This is a genomic window from Cohnella phaseoli (assembly GCF_003386235.1).
In the GTDB taxonomy this organism is placed as follows: domain Bacteria; phylum Bacillota; class Bacilli; order Paenibacillales; family Paenibacillaceae; genus Cohnella; species Cohnella phaseoli.
Genome location: NZ_QRDZ01000019.1, coordinates 111,218 through 137,912, shown reverse-complemented (window position 1 = coordinate 137,912; position 26,695 = coordinate 111,218). Strand labels below are relative to the sequence as shown.

Sequence of the window (26,695 nt, the reverse complement as noted above, 5' to 3'; positions counted from 1 at the left end):
TGAGTTCCATCTTATGCCGTGGGATTTTACCGCCTTGGATGGTAGGAAGAAGGCGGCACTAACGGCGATGATCAAGGTGCGGATCGAGAAGGAAAGTCGCGAAAGGGCGAAAATGAAAAAAAGGTAGCACGATTCGTATTTTCAGAGGAGGTGAGAATGATGGCAACCGTATCGTCAGCGCTTGGTATGATGAATCAATTGTCTCGAGCACTGGATCGGGTTACAAGCCGCGTCTACGTCTTAAACGTTGCTTTGGAGCGTATGAGAAGGCTTATCGAAAAACCTGCGGTCCTCCGCATAAGCCTCAATGCGTCTGCTATACGGCCGATTCGTGTAAGCGTTCATCTGGATACCAGGCAAGCCTTGGTTAGAGCGGCGGCCCTGCGACTACAGATTTTATCGCGAATTGGAACGATTACCGCCACGATTCATCTGAACAGTAATCTGACATCGCTGTTTAGTCAGCTTATCGATTTAGTCAGACAATTGTCGGAGGCCGTGCGCAATATCCCGCCTCCAGGGGGAGAGGGTGGTGGCGGTGGCTCAGGTGGTGCAAGCGAAGAAGGCGGAGGGAACGGAATGCTTAAGCGGGTATTCTCGTCCATTGACTGGGAATCGGCGATGCGAATTAGTGATGAGTATATGAATATTCGAGCCAAGCTAGACTTCGTCAATGATGGGATGCAGACAACAAACCAGCTTCAACAGAAAGTGTTTGCGTCGGCCGGGAGAGCCAGGAGCAGCTATACGGAGATGGCAGAGGCCGTTGGCCGAATGGGGACGGCTTCGGACACTTTCGGCAACAACGATGAGGTCATCACCTTCACCGAGCTGCTGCAAAAGTCGTTCCGGGTTAGCGGTGCAACAGCCGAAGATCAGCAGGGAGGCATGCAGCAGATGTCCCAAGCGATGGTCGCGGGAAAGCTGCAAGGAGACGAATTTAGAAGCATAATGCAGAATGCTCCGATGCTAGCCCAAGCAATTGCGAATTATACGGGCACTTCTCAAGCTGAGCTTCTGGAATTGTCTGAGGAAGGCAAGATTACGGCCGATATCATGAAAAATGCCATGTTTGCGGCATCGGACGAGATTACCCGGAAATTCGAAGATGTGCCCCGCACCTTCGCTGACGTCCGGAATCAGTTGCAAAACAATGCTCTTCAGGCTTTTGGTCCCATTATTGAGCAAATTAACGATTTCTTGAACAGTGACGTCGGTACTGCTTTTATCAACAATATCGGTCTTGCCATTCAAACGGCCGCTATTCTCCTTGGGGATTTGGTAACTGGCATTGAAGCGATTGCGAACGCCTTCGTTACGTATTGGCCGGTAATAGAGCCTATTTTAGTCTTACTAGGTTCCGTGCTTCTGGCGTATATTATCGTTCAAATCTGGCTGACGACCGCAGCGCTCTATGCGCAGGTCGCGGCGCTTTTTGCGCAGGCTGCGGCTTGGTTGGCGGTATACTGGCCGGTTGTCCTGATTGTCCTGGCCATCGTTGCGATCATTTATGTGCTTACCCAGATGGGCGTGACCGCCGAACAAATCGTCGGAGCCGTCGTCGGGTTTTTCAGAGGGCTGTATGCTGCCATCTATAATATCATTGCGGATATCTATAACGGATTCGCGGCGTTTGCCGAGTTTTTTCTTAACGTGTTTAATCATCCCGTTTATTCCGCGAAGAAATTGTTTGCAGAATTCGTCAATTCTACGCTGGATATGCTCAAGAAAGTTGCAGAAGCGATCGATTGGGTTTTCGGCTCCAATCTTGCCGGAGGCATCACCTCTCTGCAAGAAAAAATGACGGATTGGGTCGGCGAGATGCCCGAGGGGTATAAGGTTATACAGCGGATGGAGAAAAAGTCCATACTTGATGAGGCCAAAGAAGGCTACGATGCCGGTTCGCGCTGGGCAAATGGGATATCCGATAAGTTGAAAAATTTTAATCTGGATAATCTGACAGGTACTGATGCAGAGGCCTTCAAGGGCTTTGGGGACAGTAAGAACCCCTACGAGACGCCGAATATCGGCAAAGTTGGCGAAGTCGGAAAAATCAACAATACCGTAGATATCAGCAGCGAAGATCTTAAGATGATGCGCGAGTTGGCTGAAATGAAGAACATTCAGAACTTCGTGTCGCTTACGCCTAGCATTTCTTTCGGGGATACCCACATCAGAAATGAGAGCGATATGGATACGATCATTATGAAGATTACGGACAGACTTAACCAGGATATTGCTGCTTCTGCAGACGCTGCTTATGGTTAAAGGAGGACGACAATATGAAAGTATACGGCGTTGAGCTGAGTTTCAACAACAAAGCTGAAGTGCTTGAGCTGCCGATCAATCCGACCTCTTTTGAAGTAAGCGAATCCGGTCAAGGCAAAACCTACGAAGTGGCAGGGCTAGGAGAAATCAACGTGATTAAAGACCGCAAACTGGCCGAATACAGTTTCAGCGGTCTTTTTCCTACGCAGAGGTACCCGTTTGTAACATCTAAAGAGCTGTTGCGTCCCGACGAATACATTCACAAGATCGAAAAATGGCTGAGAGCCAAACGGCCGATTCGGTTTATTATTGCTAGCGATACGTACGACATTAATACCCCGGCAAGCATAGAATCGTTTACCTGGAACGAAACGCCAGGGGGAACCGGAGATATCGAATATACGCTTAAGCTGCGCAAATATGTTTTTTATGCTGCTCGCAAGATTCAACGAGGCACTGACGAACAGTCAGGTCAGGGGCAAGAAGGCGGCTCCGCACGTCCCAATGAGAAGCAGAATCCGAAAACCTATAAAATGGCGGCGGGAGACAGCTTGTGGAAGGTGGCGCAGACGCAACTTGGCAACGGCGCTCGCTGGAAGGAGATTCAGAAGCTGAACGGAATTACTGACGCAGAGATCAAGCGACTGCCTATTGGAAAGGTGCTGAAGCTGCCATGATCCGTGTCAAAATCATAAACAAACAGGGAAGCGAATGGGATGTCAGCGAAATCTCCGAAGGGCTGACCTGGAAAACGTCGCGTATCGGAAAGGCGGGCAGTCTATCCTTCACTTTGATTAAGGGAGCTCCCCTCTACCAGCTGCGGGATTTTTCCTATAGCAATGGGGATGTTGTTCGTGTTCGCGTAGGTCAAACCGAGTTGTTTCATGGATACATTTTCAGTATGGAAGGCGGGCGCGATGAGGCTGTCAAAATAACGGCTTACGATCAAATCCGATATTTGATGAATACCGACACCTATGTATTTGTCGGTGCAACGGCAACCGAAATACTGCAGCGGATTGCGAAGGATTTTGAGCTAAAGCTTGGAACTGTCGCCGAGACCGGTTATCGCATCCCGACGATGTCTGAGGACAGTCAAAAGCTGATCGATATTATCAGTAAGGCGATTACGCTCACTTTCGCTAACACTGGACGCGACTACTGCCTGTATGACGATTTCGGAGCTCTCTGTCTGCGGGATGTCGACAACGGGCAGCTTGATCTGATTATCGGCGACGGCAGCCTGATGACAGACTATCAGGTCACGAAGTCAATCGACAGCGACACATACAATCAGATCAAGCTGTATAAAGACAATAACCAGACCGGCAATCGGGAATTGTACGTGGCTAAGGATAGTGTAAACATTAAGCGCTGGGGGCTGCTACAGCACTATCAAAGCGTGAAAGAGGATATGAACGAGGCGCAGATAGAGGAGCTACTGCTCAACTTGGCCAAGATCAAAAATCGCGAAACAAAGTCGCTGAAGATAAGCGCTATAGGTGACGTCCGGGTACGGGCTGGCATGCGAGTCCGAATCGTTATAGCCGAATACGAGGTTGATCAGGCGCTGCTGGTGGATGAATGCACGCATAGCTTTGACGGTGCCGATCACACGATGTCACTGGATTTAAGGGTGGTGTAGAAGAGATGGCAGGCTTATTGAGCACGATCAAACAGGCATCTACGGCCGCTATGGCAGCGAGCAACCCTGCCGCAGTTCTGTTTGGTAGCGTAACAGGAGAAGCACCGTTGCAGATACAGGTCGATCAGCGATTCACTCTTCCTGCGGAGTTCCTAATCGTGCCGGAAACTTTGATGCACTACGAGGTTCAACTGCGGCATACTCACCGGTATGTGGACGACAGTACGAGCGGATTATCAACGAAGACAACCGAGTCGGCGCTGCCAGAGGAGCCGCTCGTCATTCGTCGCGGGCTTGAAATCGGAGACAAGGTGTTGCTGCTGCGCGTGCAGGGCGGCCAACAATATGTGATTTTGGATAGGGTGGTGAGCGCGAATGATCCCGGAGTTTGATCCCGCTTTACTGGACGAGCCGTTGGATAGCGGGCCACGACCATCTTTAACCTGGCGACTGGATTTTGATAAAGGGAAAGTTGTCGGGAAAACGGATGGACTGGAAGCGATAAAGCAGGCTGTTTACAAGGTTTTTCAGACGAATCGATTCTGGCATGACATCTACAGTCCGAATTATGGCCATGAGCTGACGTTACTACTCGGCAGCAGTCCTTTGTTTGTCCGATCCGAGGCTGTTCGGATGATTGAGGAGGCGCTCTTGCCGGATGATCGAATAGACTCGGTTGAAAATGTGGAGGCCTTAGTCGATAGCGATCAGATTTTGATCCGGTTTACTGTGGCGACGATGTACGGCAGTTTTGAGCAGGAGGTGAGCTTAAATGCATGAGCATATGACCTTTGATTTTATTTTGCAGCGGATGCTCTCCCGAGTTTCGGATACCCTCGATAAGCGTGAGGGCAGCGTGATTTACGATGCTTGCGCACCGGCAGCGGCCGAGTTGGCGCAAATGTATATCGAGCTGGATGTTAACTACAATCTCTCATTCGTAGATACGGCCAGCGGGGAATATTTGAGTCGCAAGACGGCCGAATTCGGCGTTAGCCGAGCCATGGCAACGCCCGCCGAAAGGAAGGGAATGTTTTATAATTCGAGCAATGCGCTTATGGACGTTCCTCTTACTGGTCGGTATTCCATCGGGAATCTAACCTATGTGATCGAGGGACGTCTCGGCGTCGGTGTTTATAAAATGGTCTGCGAAACGCTGGGGGCCGTCGGTAACGAACAGTTTGGCGCACTTTTGCCTATTGATTACGTACCCGGCCTGACCCGTGCAGTGTTGGCTGAGGTATTGGTGCCAGGCGAGGACGAGGAAGCGGACGATGCGCTACGGAAACGGTTTTACGCTGCCGTTAATGAACCGGCTTTTGGCGGCAACGTCGCGGATTACAAGCAGCGGATCAACGCTATTCCGGGCGTCGGCGCGACCAAGGTTTACCCCGTCTGGCAGGGAGGAGGCACCGTCAAATGTGCTATCATCGCGGCAGACTGGACGCCTCCGTCGTCGACGTTGATCGACGAGGTGCAGTCGATCATGGATCCGATAGTTAATGGCGGACAAGGTTTTGGGCAGGCCCCGATTGGACATGAGGTGACGATTTCGGGTGTAACCGATGTATTGGTCAACGTGGAGACGACATTGACGCTGGCCAGCGGCGTGACGCCTGCTCAGGTGCAAGCAGACATACAGGCAATGATTGAAGCTTATCTGCTTGCATTGCGGCAGAATTGGTCTAACGAGCAGCAACTCATCGTCCGAACGGCACAGATAGACGCGCGCATGCTCACTGTGCAGGGAGTGGAGGATGTGACCGACACCAAAATTAACAGCGCTGCTTCGAATCTAATGTTTGCGGCGGACGAAATCCCAGTGCTGGGGGCGGTGGTAATCCATGAGTAAGCCGATTCAAGAGTATTGGCCAACATTCTATTCGGACATCGAAGATTTTGTGGAGTTGGCCAAAGCGGAAGATAAGGAGCTGCAGCTTGCCGCCGGCTCGGTCGACCAGTTATTCAGCAATCAATTTGTCTTGACCTCCGGGATAGAGGCGGTCAAACGACGGGAAAGTATGCTGGGCATCCAGGCCGATCCGTCCGTTGAATCGCTCGACTTTCGCCGTCGCCGCATCGTTAACCGTTATTCGACCAAGCCGCCTTTCACTCTGCGATATTTGCAGCAAAGGTTGGATCGGCTCATTGGGCCGGGGTTGACAATCGTTTCTGTGGACCTAGAGCAGTTTATTATGTACGTAACGACAAACATCCAGAATGCGAATATCTTCCGTGAAGTACAGTACACGATCCAGACAATTAAACCAGCGAACTTAATCTATCAGCAGGAGACATCAACCGCCGCGACGATCGGGTTGGAGGCGCATATCTCCTTGCAGAAAATTTCGTGGAATTACAAGTTGGGATGGTGGCAGCTCGGAGCGGGGGCGTTCGCTACGATGGGACCTGAGGAGGTTGTCGTATGATCGACACACAGTTTCTGCATGACGTTGCAGAGTATGTGAATACTCGAATCGCGAAGGTCGTGCTTAATGGAAACTATGAAATCAATTCGTTTACCGCAAGAGTGGTTGAAGATGGAATGGTTGCCCTTAACTATATTGTACCGGTAGCTGATGTATCTCTTATCACGTTGATCGAGTTGAAGGATTCGGTTAATAGGCTGGTTACTACGGACGTCGTGAATGTTCCGATTACATCTGATACAAAGATGCTACAAACAGTTGAGGCTAAGGAGGTAGTAGCTTAATGGCTAAAATAGATTGGCAGATGAATGAAGTCGTGCAACCTGCAGATTTGAATCAGATTGGGCAAGAGATTAACGAACTAGCAGATGAAATTGAGGGTGCAGCGGCTGCAATACCAGACTCTCTCGTTAAGCGAGATGCACAAGGCAGAGCAAAAATTGCCAATCCAACCGCAGACGACGAAATTGCAAACAAAGGCTCGGTTGAAGCGGCAATTAATACAGCAATTACGAATCTGGTAAACGGCGCTCCGGCTGCATTGGATACCCTTTTGGAATTAGCGACTGCTTTGGGGAATGATCCTAATTTTGCAACAACCATGACAAATGCCCTTACTGCAAAAATAAATAAAGCGGGGGACACATTAACCGGTCTGCTAGCCTTGCCCGGTGACCCTACGTTAGACTCACATTCAGTTAGGAAGAGATATGTTGATGATAAATTCGGGGCAAAAACTACGGAGGGGACTTGGGATTGGAATGACGTAACAAATACGAAACCAGGCGCGGGGCAGACACTACTAAGAGGTAACGTAGCGAATGGCCCAGTTAATACAATAGCATATTTTTATCCTTTTAACTTTGAGTATTCAACTAAAACAGGTTCCGGTAATATTACCCAGTTAGCTATCCCATATGCCTTGACAGAACCGGGAACTGGAATTTATATGCGAACAAGATTCGGAGGTGTATGGACTGGTTGGCAAAGATTATTAACGAATTCAGATGTTCGAATAAATTCTGGAGACCTTGAATTTTTTGATGGAACGGGGTGGAAGTCTGTGGGGAAAAGTAAAGTTTCCGTTGCCAGCGATAATGTGAGACTTCAGGTGGCAGAAGAGGTGATGATCCCAAATAACCAATCCTACGTATTATTGGCCAAATTCATTCCCGAAGCTTTAGGGGAGGTAAAGGTTTCCTGTGAAGTACAACAGAGATTTGCGTCTAATACAGTAGTTTCTCCCGTAATCAATATGGCCATGACGAGAAAAATCGGAAATAATCATACGCTTTATGACGCATGGTACGGAGGAGAGTCCGGCATACCGATGTATGATTATTCAACTCCGCTCGGTACTGTCGTATCTTCTGTTGTTGGTGGTACGCGATTAATACAACCTAACACACCTCAGCAATATGACACGTACTTCTCTTACCAGGGGCGATTTTACGTACACAGTCTTGAGCCTATCTATTTATTCGGTACACTATCCGGCGCCACTGCCACTAACTTGCCGATCCGCAACCTTAAAATTATGTATGACTTAGTGGGGGGATAAATTTGATTGTAGTATATTCTATTTCGAGAACAAAGTTAGTGGGTATCCAAATCCTGATTTGATGAACTAGATTCCCTTGAATTGCATTATGACCAGTGTGAGAAGGTTCCTGACGTATTCCCCTAGCTGACAAACGAAGAGATTATTCGAGTCTCGCTGGAAATTATATGCCCGGTGCCCCTTAGCCGACGTCAGAACCAACGGATCGCATCACGCAGCTCGAAACTGAAAACCTTGAATTGAAGCTCACTAACGTTGGAACTGGCTAAAGCACAGCAAGTGGGCAAACTCATTACCGGGGGGGGGGGGCTATAATGGGAAAAATCTACTATGACTTTGATCAAGGCTGGATTACGTTCGATTGAAGACGTGCCGATCTTATGATGAGATAGGACACAGGCGTTTCTTGACGCTGATAAACAGGGCTCCACAGACTAAGCAGGCATAATTCTATTTTCGAGCGATAGTGGAGCAAGAACAGCGCGATAGTCGATATTATGACCACTTAAAGATGAGGGAACGGCCCTAACATACAGCTTCTTAGCCCTAATTCAGAGGCTGTTCCATAAGCAGAGTTGCTTGAGATGATCGATAGACAAAGAAGGGGTATGTATCTCCTGTAGACGCCTCATACGCTCCTGAAATTACCCTATTACGGGTTTACCCATTCAGATTTCAGGAGCGTATAGCATCGGAAGGAGATACATACCCCTTTTGACCTGTTCGTCGATTATCTTTTAGAGCAACTGGTTTGGCTTGTGGGACAGCCTCTTTCGGCTCCTAATAGACAACCTACCGCTTAGACAAACCGAGCATAAGTGGTCATGTCGACGAGCGAGCCGGCGTAAGAATACTTGATTTTGTACGTGCCTTGCGTAAACGAAGTATTAAACGTAATCGAATAGTTCACGACGCTAGGGTTGCTGTAAATATTCGAGCGCGAGCTGGTTACATACTCTTCTACGCCGTTCACGATGCGGTATACGTCCGCGAAGATGACTCCGGCTGGCGGGCTGTTGCTAAAATACGCAGTCCCGGTAATCAGAATATCCCCTTGCCCTGTAACGGTATCCGTGTGATTCAACGGGGTGCTGGCGCTTGAGGCGGTCGAGAAAGCAAAGAGCATCACGACGGACAGCATTAGTACCGTTAACTTGCTCATTTTCACGAATATCCATCCTTTCAATTTGGGAATTGGCAGAAGGAGTTTCAGGAGCAGAATGCTGGCCAGCGTTCTTCGGGAACTGCAACCCTTCTGCTACCAGTATGACACCATTTGTAATTTCATGTAAATGATGATAAAGTACGGTACATAATTCGACACTTAAGACCGTGGGCCTAATGCCTAATCGACGATTTTCTACCCGTGAGGTCGAATCGCAAGCGAAAAATCCGCACATCGCTCCAGACTTTCGAATGGGTAATTCCCCCTAAAAGGCGTCATTCCGTGAAGACAAAAATGTCTAAATCCTGAACACGACTTAATTTGTGATTTTAATCACAAACTTAATAAGCAACCGGATGTACAATAAAGCCATGAAAGACAAACACAAAGCCAGCGAGGAAGGTGATCCCGATGTCTCCCCAACGATCTCGAACATCGGCGAACAAGCAGCAGCTAACGGACGCATAATCGCTTCAGTTCAAATAAACCTTTACCCAATTGAGGAGTGAGTGACATGATGAAGCTTTGGAGAGAAAACCGCATTGCGGCTATCATCGTAACGATCGTCAGATTCGTAGTCGGATATGCTTGGTTAACGGCAGGCTGGCATAAAATTACCGGAGCAACGCCGTTTAACGCAGGGGGTTTCCTGAACAACGCCGTGAACAACCCGATCGTCGATAAGGCGACAGGGGAGGCGGTCTACCCGACTTACCTAGCATTCCTTGAACATTTTGCACTGCCGAACGTAAAGATCATTAACGTCTTGATCCCATGGGGCGAATTCTTAGTCGGACTTGGACTCATACTCGGAACGTTAACGCTGACCGCCGCCTTCTTCGGAATCTTAATGAACTTCATGTTCCTGTTCACCGGAACCGTAAGCACGAACCCATGGCTGCTGCTCCTCGGAATGTTGGTCGTCGTCGCCGGAACGAACGCCGGACGCTTCGGACTTGACCGCTACGTGCTTCCGCTGATTCATAAGGGAACCGACCGCATCTTTCATCGCAAGCCCAAAAATCCGACAACCGGTGAAGGGGCGCTAGCCAAATAGAACAGTAAACTCCATCTCTTATCTCTTATACCGAGAGGCGCTTCCGACATACGGAGCGCCTCTTCCGCTTGTTATCAATAAAATGCTTTTCACTGAGCATTACGGATTTTGCTTTTTATTCTTACTTGTACTCCCTATAATGGGCTCATATCCTATGAGGAAAATGGTGAGCTGCAGATGAAGACGCGTTGGGGAGACCAAATGTCCATATTTCCGAAGCTAATCCTCGCTTTTTTAATTGTTTTGCTGCCGTTGTTTGCATTGAGCATTCGGATGAACGAGCAAAGCAAGGAGCTTGTCCGCAAAGAAATCACGCAATCGATCGAACAGAGAATGGTCTCGTACATCAGCACGCTGGAATTGGATTTCAACCGTGTGATGGGATTGCAAACGGAGTATGTCAACGATGACGATATCGATATTCTCAGCACGCGGGAAGACCTGTCCTACGTGGAGTTTACGGAGGCCGTTTCCAGGCTGCAGGACCGACTTAGACTTATGAAAAACGCCGCCAGCTTCGTTCGCGACAGCTTCGTGGATATCGGGCTCCTAAACCGACGAATCTCTACCAATGCCTATAGCGAAATTCCGGCGGGGGACGGAGCCGCATTGAATAATGCGACCAACCGGCTCGAATCTCCTTTTATCGTTCACCAAGGCAAGCTCTGGATTACGTTGCCTTACCCGGGCACTTTGAACCGTCAACCGCTGTTCACTTTAGGACTGGAAATAGCGGATTCTAGCTTGAAGGCGTATTTGGACGAGTTCACCGACCTTCAAGACGGGGGCAGCCTGCTTACCCATGATAATCCGAATTGGTCGGTTGAAAGCGGGGAAACCCCGGCTGTCGTTACGGAGACTCTCAAAGAGCGAATTCGCGATAACGGCAGCTTTGCGACAAATCGCCATTACGAAACTTTAAAAGTAGGCGGGGAAGCTTATTATCTGTTTATTAAAAAGTCGGATAAGCTGGGGCTTTCGCTCTCGGTTTTCGTCAAAGAAAGCAAAATCATCGGACCGTTAAAGCAGTACAAGGATAGGGTCTGGTGGCTGTCGATCGCCTCCTTCATTATCGTCGTGATATTCTCGTATTGGATTTATAGGCTTATTCATCGACCGTTGGCGCAGCTTGTTTTCTCTTTTCGCAAGCTGGAAAAGGGAGACCTGGATGCGGCGATGCAATTCAAAGGTACGGGAGAATTCCGATATTTGTTCGAACGATTTAACAAGACCGTATATCGTTTGAAAGAACTCATCGATGAGGTCTACGTTCAGCAATATCAAGCGAAAGTTGCGGAATTAAAGCAGCTTCAATCGCAAATTAATCCTCATTTTCTATTCAATTGTTTCTTCAACCTGTATCGCATCGCGAAAATGCATGAAATCGAACAGGTCATCCGCGTGACGAAGAGCCTCGGAGAGTATTTTCGCTTTATTACGAGGGGAAGCGACCATATCCGTCTTGAAGAAGAGATCAAGCATGCGAAAGCTTATGCGGACATTCAGGAAATTCGGTTCGAGGATCAGATTCGCGTGGAATTCGAAGAAATTCCGAGTCGTTGGAGAGATCGCCAAATTCCGAAATTAATCGTGCAGCCGTTGCTTGAGAACGCCTACCAGCACGGCCTGGAGGATCGGGACGGGCCTGGATTCATCCGCGTCGGATTCATCGAGAATGAACAGTTTCTGACGATTATCGTAGAAGATAACGGGAATCTCACGGACGAACAATTAGCGAAGATTAACGGCTTGTTGGCAAAGAAGCAGTCTCCGGGGGAAAATGCGGGGCTCTATAATGTCAAAAGGAGAATCCAATTGTATTTCGGAGAGGAAGGCGTTATGGTGGCAGGCAGATCGCTTAGCGGAGGGCTCCGGATTGAGTTGCGCTTGCCTACGGATAAACAAGGAGGCGAATGAAATGTACAGATTGCTGATCGTGGACAACGAACCGAAGATCGTCAAAGGGCTGCAACAATTGTTCGAAGAGGAGATTGCTCTCGAATTGGAAGTATACCGGGCTTTCTCCGCTTCGGAAGCCTTGGCGTGCTTGGAGAAAATAAAAATCGATATTCTATTGTCCGATATCCGGATGCCCGGCATGGACGGGCTGGAATTGCATCGTCAGGTTACCAGGCGCTGGCCGCGCTGCCGCGTCGTTTTCCTATCCGGTTATGACGATTTTCGTTACGTTCAGGCGGCGCTTCGTCAAGGAGGAGTGGATTACGTTCTTAAAACCGACGGCGATGAAGCCATCGTAGCCGCCGTTGCCAAGGCTGCTGAAATGCTGTCCGAGCAGATGGAAACGGAGCGGTGGATCCGGAGCGCCGCCGAACAAATAAATGAGACTTTGCCTATGCTGCGTAAAGAGTATGCGACGTCGCTGTTGCGCGGGGATAACCAGGCATCGCAATTGCGAATGGACGAGCTCGGGATCGGGCTGAGCACGGAGCGCAAGGTGCTTATGGTCGTGGGACGAGTCGATTGTTGGCGGGACGGATTGTCATCCAGGGACCGCACGCTGCTCTCTTATGCGATTCAGAAAATGGCGGAGGAGCTCTTCGAGCGAACGGCCTTGTTTTCCCTCATGACGGAAACTTCCCGATTCGTGTGGCTGCTGCAGTCCGATGCGGGAACGACAGGGGAGGAGGCTCTGCGCGAGGAGAAATCCGATTCGCTTGCTCTATTCGTACAGGGGACTCTGGAATCCATTCAATCCGCGTGCAAGGCCTATCTGAAAGTCGCGATTTCGTTCGCGACCGGGTCGGGCGCTACCGATTGGGCATCTCTTCCCGCCAAATACGCAGAGTTGAATGACGTGTTGTTTCACGGGCTTGGAGAAGGCGAAGAGATGTTGTTGACCGACCGGTATTTGGTAGCGACCGGCAAAGAGGACAAAAGCGTCTATGAGCTGCAGGCCAGAAGCAAGTTGCAACAGCTTCTGACCATGGAACCGGAAGGCTCCCAAGAAGCCAGAGAAGATTTCGCGGAGACTTATTTGAAGCTAAAGGAGATTTCCCTGCATTGTCGCAACGATGTGGAAGTATTGTCCGAAATCTACTACGGGGTCGGATATTTGCTTATTTCTTTGTCCAACCGCAATCGCGGTGGACAAACGGCGCGCGAATCCGGCGATTACAAGTGGTCAAGTCTTGGAGAGCATGCTTCTTGGGAGCAAGCGCTGCGTTACCTGGACGAACGGCTTGAGGGCTGGATCCATTTGCGGGAGGAGAAGCGCGAGGAAAATACGCATTCGATCATCCGACAGCTCCAATCGTATATTGCCGATCACCTGGACCAGGATCTGTCGCTCGGTCGGCTGTCCGATATTGTCTATCTGAATCCGTCCTATCTATCCCGGTTGTTTAAGCAGCAAACGGGCGTCGGGGTATTGGAATACACCACCGAAATGAGAATCTTAAAAGCCAAGGATTTATTAAGTCGGTCCATGCTGAAAATTCATGAGATCGCAGGGCGCGTCGGCTTCGACTCGGCCAATTATTTCGGACGCTTTTTCAAAAAAGAGACCGGCATGACGCCTCAGGAATATCGCGAAAGAAAGTAAAGAAAAGAATGAGCGATGTCAAAAATGTGCGATTTTATCCCTAATCCAACGCTCCTATAATTAAGAGCGTAAGACAGCTGCTCTTTACAAAATCGACTCAAGGGGGATTCGCATGAAAAGAACGGCAAAGTATTTCGGCATGTCGTTGGCGGTTCTGACGATATTCATGACCGCCGCATGCGGCAATGAAAGCAAGGGCGGCAACGCCCAAGAAAGCGGCTCGCCGGCAGCGACGGCCAGCTCGCAAGCAAGCACCGCCGCTCCTGAAAGCGCTTCGACGGAAACGGTCGATCCATTCGGCAAATATGATCCTCCGATCAAGGTCTCAGTTACCCGAAATACGGATTCGACTTACAAATTCAAAGAAGGCGAATCCTTCGACAAGAACGCATGGAATACCGCTTATGCGGAGCGGCTGGGCATTCAGATCGCGAATAAGTGGATCGTTCAAAGCGATCAATACGATCAGAAAATGAATGCGTCCATCGCTGCGGGAGATCTGCCGGACGTGTTCAGGGTTAACGCTGTTCAATTCAAACAGCTTGCCGACGCCGGTCAGTTGGAGGATTTGACCGAAGTATACGAGAAATACGCTTCCCCAATGGGCCGTGAACTGATCGAGAACGGACAAGTCGCCAAGGCTGCGTCGACTGTAGGAGGCAAGCTGCTGGCCATCCCTCAATCGCAAGATTACTTTGGCGGCGCACCGCTGCTGTGGGTACGCACGGATTGGCTCGTCAAGCTCGGACTCCCCGAGCCTTCGACGATGCAAGACGTTTTTACGATAGCTGAGGCTTTCACGAAGCAGGATCCGGACGGCAACGGAAAGGCGGATACGCTGGGCCTGGCGCTTTCCAAGGAGCTGTTCAGCGGATACCCTGACGTGACCGGCTTTATGAACGGCTTCCATGCTTACCCGAAGATATGGATTAAGGACGCTTCGGGCAAGCTGGTCTACGGCAGTATCCAGCCCGAAGTAAAGGCAGCTCTCGCCAAGCTGCAGGAGATGTTCAATGCCGGTCAAATCGACAAGGAATTTGGCGTCAAAGACGGCAGCAAAGCATCCGAACTGGAAATCAACGGGAAGCTGGGCATGCACTTCGGCGCGATGTGGAATCCGCTATGGCCCCTACAAGGCAATAAGGACAAGGAACCGCAAGCGGATTGGAAGGCTTATCCGATCCCTTCGATTGACGGTAACACAGCTAATGCTCAAAGCAGCCTGGACTACAACCAATTCTGGGTCGTTCGCAAAGGTTATGAGCATCCGGAAGCCGTCATCAAGCTGTATAACCTAACCGTGGATATTTTCGGGGGCGACAGCCAGAACCCTGAAATCTACCACAGTAAAGACGGGATTGAATTCCACAAGTACGCCCTTCTCACGAATACGGGAACAGGCGAAGGGCTGATTGGCGCTCAGAAACATATAAAGGCGGCTTTTGAGTCGGGAGATGCTTCCAAGCTGACCGCCGAGGAAAAAGGATACTACGATAAAATCGTCGCACATCAAGGAGGCGACAATTCCGGTTGGGGAACGGATCGGGTATTCGGAAGCGAGAGTGCTTACTCCGTTATCGGCCAATATTACGATCAGAACCGACAATTGAAGGTCAATGAGTTTATTGGCGCGCCAACCCCGACCATGGGAGACAGGAGAGCTACTCTGGAAAAGCTCGAACTGGAAACGTTTACGAAAATTATTCTCGGGGCATCCCTAGACGATTTTGATACCTTTGTGGCGGATTGGAAGAAGCTTGGCGGAGATCAGATTACTGCCGAAGTCAACGAATGGTACGCAACGAAATAAACCGGTAAACAAAGATGGGGGCCGTAATGGGTCCCCATCGATGTCTCCGCAAAGGTGGCACAGCGCATGTCCGAAAAAAACGGGTTCCGGCAATTGCCGCTCCATCTCATGGTGCTGCCGGCGCTGCTTCTCGTTCTTGTGTTCAGTTACGGCCCGATTGCGGGGCTTGTTATCGCGTTTCAGAAGTATTCGATCGTCAAAGGAATAAGCGGCTCGGACTGGGTGGGACTTGATAATTTCCGTTATGTATTCGCCTTGCCGGGAACGCTTGACGTCTTATGGAATACCGTATTTATCGCGTTTATGAAAATAGCGGCTGGACTTAGCGCGCCGATCGTTACCGCGCTTCTACTTAACGAAATTCGCGTCGAGTTTGTCAAGCGCGGCGTCCAAACGCTGATTTATTTGCCTCACTTTCTGTCCTGGATCATTCTTGGAGGCATTTTGATCGATATCCTCTCCCCATCCAGCGGGATCGTAAATCAACTATTAAGCGGATTCGGAATACAACCCATTTTTTTCTTGGGCGACAATCGATGGTTTCCCTATCTGCTTGTCTTATCCGACGTATGGAAGGAGTTCGGATTCAGCACGATCGTCTATCTGGCTGCACTCACGAATATCAATCCGACCTTGTACGAAGCCGCAGTCGTCGACGGGGCGGGGAGATGGAAGCAGACGCTCCATGTGACGCTCCCGGGTATGCTGCCTATTATTATTCTGATGTCCACGCTGAGCTTGGGCAATGTATTGAATGCCGGCTTTGAACAAGTTTTCAATTTGTACAGCCCGCAAGTCTATGAAAGCGGCGATATTATCGACACTCTGGTGTACAGGCTCGGACTTGTCGATGCGCAGTATGCGGTGGCGACCGCCATGGGCATGTTTAAGTCCGTCGTTTCCGTATTATTCGTTTCCATTTCCTATTACCTCGCTTATCGACTAGCGAATTATCGTATTTTCTAGATGGATGGGAGAGGGAGAGACAGATGAATTACACTTCCTTCGGCGGGAGGCTGTTTACGGCTTTCAATTACGTGCTTTTGATTTCTCTCGGTCTGCTATGCATTCTTCCGCTCGTTCATGTCGGAGCGTTATCGTTCAGTTCAAGCACAGCTGCGGGCGCCGGAATTGTAAAATTGTGGCCGATCGAATTCACATGGAAGTCCTACGAATTCGTACTGCGGAAAAAGGAATTTCTTCATTCTATGGAGATCAGCTTGCAGCGCGTGCTTCTGGGCGTTGCCGTGAACATGTTGTTAACAGTTATGCTGGGGTATGCGCTCTCTAAGGAGTCCCGCATATTTACGGGAAGAACGTGGTATGCATGGTTTTTTGTGCTTACGATCTTTGTCAACGGCGGATTTATTCCCTGGTATCTCGTCATCAAGGAGGCGGGCTTGCTAAACTCGCTTGGAGCGCTCATATTGCCGGGAGCGGTTCCGGTTTTTAATGTCGTGCTGTTGTTGAATTTTTTTCGTTCTCTTCCTAAAGAGCTGGAGGAATCGGCCTTTATGGATGGGGCCGGGCATTGGAAGATCTTATGGCGTATATTTCTTCCGTTATCCTTGCCGGCCATCGCGACAATCGGATTATTTACAATCGTAGGCCATTGGAACGCCTGGTTTGACGGTCTCATTCTGATGAATTCGCCGGACAAATATCCTCTTCAAAGCTATTTGCAAACCGTTGTGATCAATCACGATCTAGCACTGATTAATTCTACGGATATCACGATGCTAGCCGAAGTTTCGGATCGAACGCTCAAGGCGGCTCAAACGCTGCTTGGAGCATTGCCTATTTTAATGGTATATCCGTTCCTTCAAAAGTACTTTGTCAAAGGGATGGTGCTAGGCAGCGTAAAGGAGTAACAAGGTTCAGAATGCGAAGCACCTACAAACCGTTAAGGAGATGACGTGCATGAGTTTTTTGGGGAACACTGCAGGTCGAGTTGCGCAATGGAGCGCTTTATTCGGACTTTTATCGACGCTGCTGTTGACGATTTTGCCCGAACGCGCAGATGCGGCGGGAACCGTGAAAATCAACGTTAACTTAGCTGCGCAAGGACCTGTCATGCAAAACAAGCACTCCATGATCAACGTATGGGATTTCAGGATTCATTGGACCTCTCAAGCTGCGGGCCAGCCCTCTAATTATTTTGCCAGCCATTACCCTTTTGTGAAAAACGTGCAGTTCATGACAGCGACGGGCGGCAATTCAACGCGCGATTTATTCGTCGATCCGAATAATACGTCAACCCTGACGGATTACAAATTCGACGAGCTGATTGCCGCATTGCACAACGTCGTGGATCAAGGCCTGAAGCCGTTTATTAAGACTGGGGCCGTACCGCTGAAGTATTCGACGAATCCCCATATTTCTACCGCGTTTGGCGTAAACGTCAGACCGCCGGCCGATTACAATTTATACTATAACTATATTAAAGCCATAGCCGATGCAGTCGTAGCGGAGTTTGGCATTAATGAAGTCAAGACGTGGACATGGGGCGTCCTAACCGAATACGAAAATGCGGATTGGTTTATCGCCGCCGACGGTTCTCCGAACTCTACGAAGATCGCTTATTTCAAGCTTTACGACTACACGGTTGCTGCATTGGAAGCCGCAATCGGCGCAGAAAACCTGAATGTCGGCGCGCATAGCATGACCGTCGTTAATGCACTCTGGGACGAAAGGGATTTTATCGATCATGTGGCGACGGGCACAAACTATAAAACAGGCGCCAAAGGCACGCAAATCGACTATTTATCGGCATCCTACTATGATGGCGCTCCCGGCCAAGGCAGCTCCGGACTTTCGTTCGCGGATACGATCAACCTGCTTCGCGACAAAGCCAACTCCGTTGGATTAACCAATCTGAAATTCGGCATTGACGAGGGCAGAATTCTTAACGGGCCGGGCGATGACAACAGAGCCTTATTTTCCAGAATCGTAGCGCATAGCTACCAAGGGTCGTATGATGCAAAGCTAGTCAAGACGATGAACGACGCGCAGATCGACTGGCTTTCCACATGGGGGCTCAGTACCGAAGCCTTCTGGGGCGGCGTAATTCCGGTAAGTACTCATGTGGCTAACTTGGCTTATAAAATGGTTGGGGATAACCGGGTCGGATTGGCCGTTACGGGATCGGCCGCGGATTCCACGAATGAGGTCGACGGGGTAGCCAGCTTTAATCGGGGGACGAATACCGTGCATGTCATGGCTTACAACCATAATAGCTATATGAATGCTTCCGTAAGCGAGACACCGACGTTAACGATCGATAACATCGCGCCGGTATCGGGGAACACCGTTACTGTAAAACAGTGGATTGTAGATGATACGCATGGGAACTTCTGGGATACTTGGGTGGCCGACGTCGTGGCGAGAGGAATGCAGAACACGGCATATAGTTGGTCGAAATATTCTATGGAAGTGCCGAAATACTTAGTGAACGCCTCGGATAGAAATTATTGGTACTCTCGCGAGTCCGTGTATAAATCGTTGGCCACGATAACTCCAACGACGACGACAGCAACGGTAACGGGAAATAAGCTGGTATTAAATCCGACGCTGACGACTCACGGGGTGGTATTTTACGAGATTACGAATGCAACCAATACCGTCACGACGACGCCAATGACCGATGATCTGAACGATTGGAGTAAGACGTATTCCCATAGCTCCGGATTAATTTTCGACACGGCTAACGCTACGGTACTTGGGGATTCAAGCCGTGCGTCCCGTAACCATACGAACGCCTCTCCAGCCGAGAATGTCATCTATAAATACCCTGGCATTAGAAGCTTTAGCGTGACGGGACTGTATGCGACTCATGCGGAAGCCATCAATAACTTCAAGTTTTATACCTCTCCTAACGGCACGACTTGGACTCAGCAGACAGGAGGGACGAACGCGGATGCGCCAATTAATGGAGGAGATTGGACGAGAAGGGTGTACACGTTTAACTCCGTGCCTGCCGGAACCGAATACCTGAAAGTCGAATTCCCTACGGGCGGTGCGTTATCGTATAATCCGCAGTTGAGCAAAGTGAGCCTTAATTATGTATATAATCATGTAGTTAATCCGGGCTTCGAAGATAATACGGCCTCCGTTCAATCGCCGTCCAGTTGGTATACCACGGGTAAAAACCTGGATTCGGATTATACGGAAGGCGGCGCCTACAGCGGCTCCTATAAGCTCGTTCATTGGAAAAACAGTCCTTACGAATCTTACACCTATCAAACGATGACCGGGTTAAGCAATGGATTGTACACGCTTAAAGCATGGGTGAAAAATGATTATGGCGGTCTAGGAACCGCTTATATGCAGGCCAAAGATTATGGAGGCTCAAGCGTAACGACAAATATTCCGACCTCCTCTTCTTGGACGCAGATTACCATTGCGAATATTAATGTAACAAACGGACAATGTACGATCGGGTTTTATTCCAATTCTCCGGCAACGAAATGGTACTATGTCGATCATGTGGAGTTTATCAAACAATAGTGAAATTCGAACGTGGCCGTCCCATAAGTAGAGTTGCTTGGGGTGATCGAGATATAAAGAAAGAGGCACATCCCCCTTGTACCTTTATCATCGCTTATCTTTCACAGCAACTTGATTGTCTTATGGAACAGCCCCGAATTCGAATCATCAAGAGAGCGAGAAGATGAGCTAATGAACGTATCCGATTTTTTAACTCCTCACAAACGATCTCAACCTGTCCTTACCGGTTCTGGTCGTGCAGGCACCTTTGATAAAGAAGCGGTCGACTGTCCGTTCGTGTTTAAACATCTCGGATTGTTTTATATGATGTACGTTGGTTACGATGGGATTGGCTATCAAACAGGTCTGGCGACAAGCGAGAATCTGCTTGATTGGCGCCCATTAGGGACCATCCTTCGTCGCGGCGAGGGAAATGGGTGGGATTCGCTTAACGCAGCCGGGACGTGGATTCTGCGCGAGAATGAGATGGACGGTATTCCGGTACTTAAAAAGTGGGACGATAAATACTGGCTCGTCTATCACGCCTATCCCGGCGAAGGATATGAGAGCGGCCCTGGCCGAATCGGCATGGCTTGGACGGAGGACCCTTCATTGCTTTCTTGGAACAGGATGCCGGAGCCGATTCTAATTCCTGAGGAAGGAGCTCCATGGGAGCAAGGCGGTCTATACAAGGAATGCCTGGTTGAACGCGACGGATTGTTTTATTTATTCTATAACGCCAAGAATAAGACGGGCACTGACCACGAATGGGTAGAACAAACGGGCGCGGCTACTTCATCGGATCTGGTCCACTGGACACGACTGGAGAGCAATCCCGTACTTCAAGTGGTACCGGGAACGTGGCAAAGCAAGTTTGTCAGCGATCCATGCGTGCTGAAATACGGGGATAAGTGGGTCATGTTTTATTTTGGATACGACGGTGTGCATGCGCAGGAAGGGATAGCGTTTTCTGAGGACCTCCTCACATGGGTTAAGCATTCTGAACCGATTATTCAGTCAGGACCTGAGGGGAGTCTCGACAGCATCAATGCGCATAAACCGTCGGTTATTTTTCATGAGGGTATTCTTTATCATTTCTACTGTGCGTGCAGGCCAGGTCGGCCAGATGATACAACCACTCACTTCGGCAACTTCAGAACGATTGCGGTAGCTACTTCTAAGCTGTTAGCATAACCATCGTCAAAATATCGGGGAGCTTCCTTTATTGGGAGCCCCCGATTTTTGTTCCCCAAATTCCAACCCGGTCGATAGACAAGTCAACAAATCGAAAGAAAGTCATTCGATTGCGATTGCGTACGATTTGTTCACGCTATTAATCTTAAGAAAACGGGCCTTATAATAAAAATAAAATCAAATTTGTCGAAGGACAGTCTGCATCCCAAAGGAGCGATCGCTTGAAGACCCCCTCGATCTGGCCCAAGTTATTCGTGTATCAGAAAATCGTGATCGTTTTTTGCGTATTGGTCGTTCCAAGCTACGCCCTCAGCCTGTGGTTAAATACGACGGGCATGAACTTTATCCGCAAGCAGTATTCCGACTCCGTTGTATCCAATGCCGAGTTCTACGCAGAACAGCTCAACAGGCAAATCAACTTTATCCGCAACCAGCAATTGCAGCTCATGAACCATTCCGACGTGCAAAACCTAAGCTTTCTTGCCGGAACGCTTAACACCTATGAATTGCTCCAATACTTTAGAAAAATAACGGAGCAATTGGCGGCACTTCAAAGCTCCGATGATTTTGTAGTCAATGCAGGTGTATATATTCGCTCGTTGGGCAGGGGGATCTCCATTCGGGAAGGGATGACGGAACCCTCGAACAGCGAATGGGGGCTTATCTCCGATTATTCTTTGCGATCGAATCACACCTCCATGATCGATATTCAAGGGAGACTGTTTTTCATAGAAGCGTCGAACAGCGGCAGCGTCGTCTCGTTCGTAGAGCTGTCGGCGGCCAAATTCGGCGAATCGCTGGCCAGTCTTGTAAAGCCCGATAACGATGCAGGGGCGGTGCTTTCCATAGATCGGGAGAGCCCGGGAATCTCCACGCAGGAGAATAACGAGCTGTTTCGGAATTTGACGCACCCCGGAGATTGGGATGATACGATACGGCAGACGGGCGTATACAGCGACGTTCGCGCCTTTGATGGAAAGCGCTATCAGATCACCTCGGAACGGATCCGTTCAGTCGGATGGGTTTTATTTACGTATACCGATCAGAACAAAGCGACGGGACCGCTCAAGCTGTTCCTAAAATGGTTAACGGCGCTAACTGTCATTTCCGTCGTCGTTATTTTTCTGTTTTCCTTTTCGATCCATGCCATTATTCATCGTCCGCTTCGCAAGCTGATTCGCTCCTTTGAAACGTTAAAAGGCGATAATCGGATGTTCTCCGACAGATCCGCCAAGGACAACGAATTTCTGTATCTATTTCGCAGCTACGATCAAATGGTCGAAAGATTAAACGATTCGATCCGACAAAATTACGAACAGAAGCTAGCCCTGCGTCAGTCCGAGCTTAAGCAGCTTCAATCGCAGATCAATCCTCATTTTCTCTACAACGGATTTTATAGTATCTACCGGCTGAGCAAGACCGGGGATATCGAGGGCGTCGGCGCCCTGTCCCAGAAGCTGTCCAGCTATTATCAATTTATTACGCGCAGCGGCGCGGCCGAGGTGCCGTTAAGCGCGGAATATCGGCATGCGATGGACTATTGCGACATTCAGCGCATCCGTTTCTCCAATCGGATCCGCATCGACGCCGCCGCGCTCCCGGAAGCATGCGGTTCGATACAAGTTCCTCGCCTGATCATACAGCCGGTCATCGAGAATGCCTTCGAGCATGCTTTCGACTCGGAACCGGGCGGGGGCTATATTCGAATTCTCGCGAGCTGCGCGATGGACCGCTTGATTATTTCCGTAGAGGATGACGGACGAACGTTAACGGACGACTCCCTGAACAAGCTCAAGACGAGGTTGACCAACGTTTGGAATGTCTCGGAAACGTCGGGGCTTATTAACGTTGCGAAACGGATCGTGCTTAATTATGGAGAAGGCAGCGGGCTCACCGTATCGAGAAGCGAGCTGGGAGGCTTGAAAGCGGAGATAACCATTCTACCGAACGACCCAAGGAGGGCGGACGATGTATAGACTGTTGATCGTAGACGACGAGCCCATCATCCTCGAAGGCCTCGTACAATTGTTCGAACAGCTGGACGAGCCGAAGCTGGACGTATGTCAAGCCTATTCGCCCGGAGAAGCTATTGAACTTGCGAAAAGAACTAAAATCGACATCGTGCTAAGCGATATCCGTATGCCCGGCAAAACCGGACTTCAAATGATCGACGACATCGTGTTTTACTGGCCCGATTGCCGGATTGTTTTCCTGACCGGGTACAGTGAATTTGATTATATTTACACGGCTTTTCAGAAAAACGTAGAGAGCTTCATCCTGAAGACGGAGGAGGACTCTGTTGTGGTCACGGCCGTGAAGTCGGTGGTTGGCAAGCTGGATTTCGAGCTGAATCAGCGAATGTTGGCGGAGCAGGCGGAGCTGCGCAATCGGGAGATGAACGAGCTGCTTAAAGCCGAGACGATCCGTGCTTATCTCGCTGGAGAACGGATCTCTCATTCGATTCACGATTGGTTTTCGGTAAGCCAAGAGCGGGAAGGGGAGGACCGATCAATATTGCTGCTCGTCGGACGCGTGATCGATTCCTCTTCCGAGATGGGCTACGCCGCTAAGCTAAAAGCTCTAACGATCGTTCGGGGGCTATTCGACGATCTGTTCCCCCATTGGCTTCTTGCCGAGTCCGCAGTATACGACGCCTCCACATTGGTATGGCTGGTTCGTTATTATCCTGGAGATGACAGATTCGGTTCAGCGGACGGCACGGTCGATTGGCCGGGAGTCGCCGCGTACTTGAGAGGTGTGCTGGAAGCGGTCCAGAACGGCTGCCGCGATACGCTGGGGCTGCACGTCTCGTTTGCGATTTCGGGACCCGCCCTCCATGAAGAGGGTATCCCCGATTTGTTTCGCCAAGCGCAACCTTTCATCAGCCCTTCGCTTACGCGCGAGCCTTCGCTTGTCGTTATCGGCGCCAATTGGGAGGGCGCGGAGTGGCTCGGGGGCAAGCTCGTATCCTTCGACCTCCAACCTTTCAAGCTGCAGGTTAAACAGTTGGAGCAAGCGCTTATAGAAGCCGATGAAGCACGATCTGCGGATTTATGCCGCGAATTGTTAACCCGCCTAAAGGAGCAGTTGCACGCCAGCCCCTGGACGGGAACGGAGCTGTATTACGAATTCGCGCTGCTCTATTTCGCAAGACTAGGCGACGTGGAAGGCGAGGACGCGAGGCGGGTGCCTCTGCGGCTTCAATTGCTGACATTATTATCCGTTCCGAAGGACTGGAGCAAAGCCGAGGAGGACTGGGTTCGGTTGTCCATAGAGTTATGTGCCTTGCAGCAGTCGCGCGCGTACGATCGCGAGCAGAAAATCGTGGAGCGGGTTCACCGGTTCGTGGACGACAATATCGGGCGGCATCTGTCTTTGGCTCAGATCGCGGAGGCGGTTTATTTTAATCCGTCCTATTTGTCGCGGTATTACAAGAGGGTAACCGGACGCAACCTGTTCGACTACATCAATGGCTCGAAGGCGGATGCGGCATGCGCCTTGCTGGAGGATCATCAGATGAAAATTCAGGATATCGCGATGAAGCTCGGATTTGAATCCGCTTCGTATTTCACCACGTTTTTTCGAAAAATGTTCGGCAGAAGTCCTCAAGAATACAGGGAGGAGCTTCAGAACAGGAAGTAAACGAAGTTCAAGGATGTCAACCGTTTGTGATTGTCCGCTCCCCGCGTGACCTTCTATCATGAAGAGGTAAGGCTCGAGACTTACGCAGACGCTTGAAATTCATATCAGGGAGTGGTCAACGCTATGAGAATAAAAACGGGATCCGGTCTGATCACCGTGCTAATGGTTGCCGCGCTGATGCTGGCGGCATGCAGCAATTCCAACGGTTCTTCTTCACCGTCCTCCTCCAGCCCGGAAGCCTCCTCTTCCGCGCCGGCTTCGGAGTCGGCTTCCCCTTCTGCGGCGGAACAACCGAAGGAGCCGCTCGGCAAGTACCCGGAGCCGGTTACCGTATCGATGGTGCTGGGCGCAAGGACGCCGGAGTCCAAAGACGTTCCTTCCGGGCTGACGCCGGATCAGAACGGATATTTGAAAAAGCTCAAAGAAATGACCAATATCGAAGTAAAGTATGCCTGGACCGTACCTTACGAGCAGTTTACCCAGAAGTTCAAACTGTCTATCGCTTCGGGCGATCTGCCGGACGTGATGTGGGTCGACCAGGTGACATTCGAGCAGTTCAAGGAGCAAGGCATTCTAGGCGATCTTACCGAAGCGTACCGGGATTACGCATCGCCCACGATCAAGAAATGGATGGAATTCGACGGCGGAGCCACGATGAACATGATGAAGTCGGAGGACGGCAAGCTTCTCGGTCTGCCGAGCTACTCCGACGCCAACCAATCTCTGCAAACCTTATGGATTCGTGCTGATTGGCTGAAAAACGTCGGTCTTGAGGCTCCTCGAACGTTCGAGGAGTTGGAGAAGGTGGCGGATGCTTTTGCGCACAACGATCCGGATCAGGACGGCCAGCAGGACACTTACGGATTGGCGCTTATGAAATCGCTTAACTTCTGGGGATTCGATGCAAGAGGCTTCTTCTATACTCTGGGTGCCTATCCCTATAACTTTATACCAGGGGCGGACGGCAAGCTGGTTGCCGGAGAGACGCTTCCCGAGACGAAGGATGCGCTCGCCAAGCTGGCCGACTGGTACAAGAAGGGGCTGCTCGATAAGGAATGGGCGTTCAAGGACGAGAACAAAGTCGTTGAGGACATGATCGCGGGCAAAGTCGGCCTGTCGTTCGGCGAATGGTGGTACCCGAATTGGCCGCTTAATCTCGTTAAGGATAACGATCCTAAAGCCGAATGGATTAACGTGCCGCTGCCTTCCTATAACGGGAATCCGGGTAAATCTCTCGTTCCCCGCGCCCGGCTTGGCAAAATCTTGGTCGTAAACAAAAACTTCGCCCATCCCGAGGCGGCGATCAAGATGGCCAATTTCTATCCGGAAATGACGAAGAAGGAGTACAACGATGTCGCCACGCCGGCCAACGGTTACGTGTACGAATGGTTTGAGCCGCGAGTCAGCAATCCGACCGAGATGGAGACGAACTATATTCAAGTGAACGAAGCGCTGAAGGCGAACAACGACAGCTATGAGTTTGAGAATGGTTCTGGCGCTTTGCTGTACGAAACCGCCAAAAAGTATGCGTCCGGCGATCAAGCCAGCTGGGGGCTGACCTTCAGCCGGGCTTCGGAGGATGGCGGCTGGGGCGTCACGCGCCAGGTTCGCGACTCGGGTCAGATTGTGCGCAGCGGCTTCGCGGGACCGCCTACGCCTACCCAGGTGGAGAAAGGGGCTTCCCTGCTCAAGCTGACGGACGAAACCTTCACGAAGATCATTATGGGCTCCGCGTCCGTCGACGAGTTCGACAAGTACGTAGAGGACTGGAAGAAGCTTGGCGGCAACGACATTACCGCGGAAGTGAACGACTGGTATGCCAAAAATCCGATGAAATAGCGCGACGGGCTAACGTCAGCCGGATCAAGATTCAAATT

21 protein-coding genes are annotated in these 26,695 nt (G+C 50.1%); 20 read left to right on the top strand and 1 reads right to left on the bottom strand.

Translation table 11 applies throughout. The features are described from left to right. Nucleotides 1-156 precede the first annotated feature (156 nt). The 9 genes from DFP98_RS22605 to DFP98_RS39485 are packed head-to-tail and all read left to right on the top strand — an operon-like array spanning nucleotide 157 to nucleotide 7,903. Nucleotides 157-2,268 carry a tape measure protein gene (locus tag DFP98_RS22605; RefSeq protein ID WP_116062874.1) on the top strand — a complete coding sequence of 704 codons (2,112 nt, stop codon included), beginning with the start codon at nucleotides 157-159 and terminating at the stop codon, nucleotides 2,266-2,268. Between the two features lie 14 nt (nucleotides 2,269-2,282). Next, complete coding sequence (locus DFP98_RS22600) at nucleotides 2,283-2,945, top strand: LysM peptidoglycan-binding domain-containing protein (protein ID WP_116062873.1); 663 nt, start codon at nucleotides 2,283-2,285, stop codon at nucleotides 2,943-2,945. Further along, the gene (locus DFP98_RS22595; protein ID WP_116062872.1) at nucleotides 2,942-3,913 is read left to right on the top strand and encodes an XkdQ/YqbQ family protein; all 972 of its coding nucleotides are present in this window, start codon (nucleotides 2,942-2,944) and stop codon (nucleotides 3,911-3,913) included. Before DFP98_RS22600 ends, DFP98_RS22595 begins: the two co-directional genes overlap by 4 nt. Before the next feature lie 5 nt (nucleotides 3,914-3,918). Further along, complete coding sequence (locus DFP98_RS22590) at nucleotides 3,919-4,305, top strand: DUF2577 domain-containing protein (protein WP_116062871.1); 387 nt, start codon at nucleotides 3,919-3,921, stop codon at nucleotides 4,303-4,305. Beyond that, nucleotides 4,289-4,693, top strand: a complete 405-nt coding sequence (locus tag DFP98_RS22585) for a DUF2634 domain-containing protein (RefSeq protein ID WP_116062870.1) — start codon at nucleotides 4,289-4,291, stop codon at nucleotides 4,691-4,693. The genes DFP98_RS22590 and DFP98_RS22585 overlap by 17 nt, the downstream gene beginning before the upstream one ends. Then, nucleotides 4,686-5,765: a baseplate J/gp47 family protein gene (locus DFP98_RS22580; RefSeq protein ID WP_116062869.1), complete on the top strand. Its 1,080-nt coding sequence runs from the start codon at nucleotides 4,686-4,688 to the stop codon at nucleotides 5,763-5,765. Before DFP98_RS22585 ends, DFP98_RS22580 begins: the two co-directional genes overlap by 8 nt. Then, nucleotides 5,758-6,342, top strand: a complete 585-nt coding sequence (locus tag DFP98_RS22575) for a putative phage tail protein (protein ID WP_116062868.1) — start codon at nucleotides 5,758-5,760, stop codon at nucleotides 6,340-6,342. The genes DFP98_RS22580 and DFP98_RS22575 overlap by 8 nt, the downstream gene beginning before the upstream one ends. Beyond that, a complete protein-coding gene (locus DFP98_RS22570) occupies nucleotides 6,339-6,626 on the top strand; it encodes a ketopantoate hydroxymethyltransferase (protein ID WP_116062867.1) in 288 nt (95 codons plus the stop codon). Before DFP98_RS22575 ends, DFP98_RS22570 begins: the two co-directional genes overlap by 4 nt. Next, a complete protein-coding gene (locus tag DFP98_RS39485) occupies nucleotides 6,626-7,903 on the top strand; it encodes a pyocin knob domain-containing protein (protein WP_220377151.1) in 1,278 nt (425 codons plus the stop codon). The genes DFP98_RS22570 and DFP98_RS39485 overlap by 1 nt, the downstream gene beginning before the upstream one ends. A gap of 799 nt (nucleotides 7,904-8,702) precedes the next feature. Here the strand turns inward: DFP98_RS39485 and DFP98_RS22560 are convergent. Continuing rightward, nucleotides 8,703-9,071: a hypothetical protein gene (locus DFP98_RS22560; protein ID WP_116062866.1), complete on the bottom strand. Its 369-nt coding sequence runs from the start codon at nucleotides 9,069-9,071 to the stop codon at nucleotides 8,703-8,705. A 511-nt stretch (nucleotides 9,072-9,582) separates the two neighbouring features. On the opposite strand from DFP98_RS22560, the gene DFP98_RS22555 reads away from it, so the two are divergent. From DFP98_RS22555 to DFP98_RS22505, 11 genes are all read left to right on the top strand, one after another. Further along, on the top strand, nucleotides 9,583-10,125 hold the full coding sequence (locus tag DFP98_RS22555) for a DoxX family membrane protein (protein WP_116062865.1): 543 nt from the start codon (nucleotides 9,583-9,585) through the stop codon (nucleotides 10,123-10,125). Between the two features lie 177 nt (nucleotides 10,126-10,302). Beyond that, nucleotides 10,303-12,042 carry a sensor histidine kinase gene (locus tag DFP98_RS22550; RefSeq protein ID WP_116062864.1) on the top strand — a complete coding sequence of 580 codons (1,740 nt, stop codon included), beginning with the start codon at nucleotides 10,303-10,305 and terminating at the stop codon, nucleotides 12,040-12,042. A gap of 1 nt (nucleotide 12,043) precedes the next feature. After that, nucleotides 12,044-13,687, top strand: a complete 1,644-nt coding sequence (locus DFP98_RS22545) for a response regulator transcription factor (protein WP_181917869.1) — start codon at nucleotides 12,044-12,046, stop codon at nucleotides 13,685-13,687. Between the two features lie 112 nt (nucleotides 13,688-13,799). Next, nucleotides 13,800-15,497: an extracellular solute-binding protein gene (locus DFP98_RS22540; RefSeq protein WP_116062862.1), complete on the top strand. Its 1,698-nt coding sequence runs from the start codon at nucleotides 13,800-13,802 to the stop codon at nucleotides 15,495-15,497. A gap of 66 nt (nucleotides 15,498-15,563) precedes the next feature. Beyond that, on the top strand, nucleotides 15,564-16,463 hold the full coding sequence (locus DFP98_RS22535) for an ABC transporter permease (protein WP_116062861.1): 900 nt from the start codon (nucleotides 15,564-15,566) through the stop codon (nucleotides 16,461-16,463). A 23-nt stretch (nucleotides 16,464-16,486) separates the two neighbouring features. Further along, a complete protein-coding gene (locus DFP98_RS22530; RefSeq protein ID WP_116062860.1) occupies nucleotides 16,487-17,368 on the top strand; it encodes a carbohydrate ABC transporter permease in 882 nt (293 codons plus the stop codon). 49 nt (nucleotides 17,369-17,417) lie between these two features. Next, complete coding sequence (locus DFP98_RS22525) at nucleotides 17,418-20,003, top strand: GH39 family glycosyl hydrolase (protein WP_181917868.1); 2,586 nt, start codon at nucleotides 17,418-17,420, stop codon at nucleotides 20,001-20,003. Between the two features lie 171 nt (nucleotides 20,004-20,174). Next, nucleotides 20,175-21,176, top strand: coding sequence for a glycoside hydrolase family protein (locus DFP98_RS22520; protein WP_116062858.1), 1,002 nt, complete (start codon nucleotides 20,175-20,177; stop codon nucleotides 21,174-21,176). 221 nt (nucleotides 21,177-21,397) lie between these two features. After that, complete coding sequence (locus DFP98_RS22515) at nucleotides 21,398-23,152, top strand: sensor histidine kinase (RefSeq protein ID WP_116062857.1); 1,755 nt, start codon at nucleotides 21,398-21,400, stop codon at nucleotides 23,150-23,152. Next, complete coding sequence (locus DFP98_RS22510) at nucleotides 23,145-24,818, top strand: response regulator transcription factor (RefSeq protein WP_116062856.1); 1,674 nt, start codon at nucleotides 23,145-23,147, stop codon at nucleotides 24,816-24,818. The genes DFP98_RS22515 and DFP98_RS22510 overlap by 8 nt, the downstream gene beginning before the upstream one ends. 123 nt (nucleotides 24,819-24,941) lie before the next feature. Further along, nucleotides 24,942-26,657: an extracellular solute-binding protein gene (locus DFP98_RS22505; RefSeq protein WP_116062855.1), complete on the top strand. Its 1,716-nt coding sequence runs from the start codon at nucleotides 24,942-24,944 to the stop codon at nucleotides 26,655-26,657. The last annotated feature ends 38 nt before the right edge of the window (nucleotides 26,658-26,695 follow it).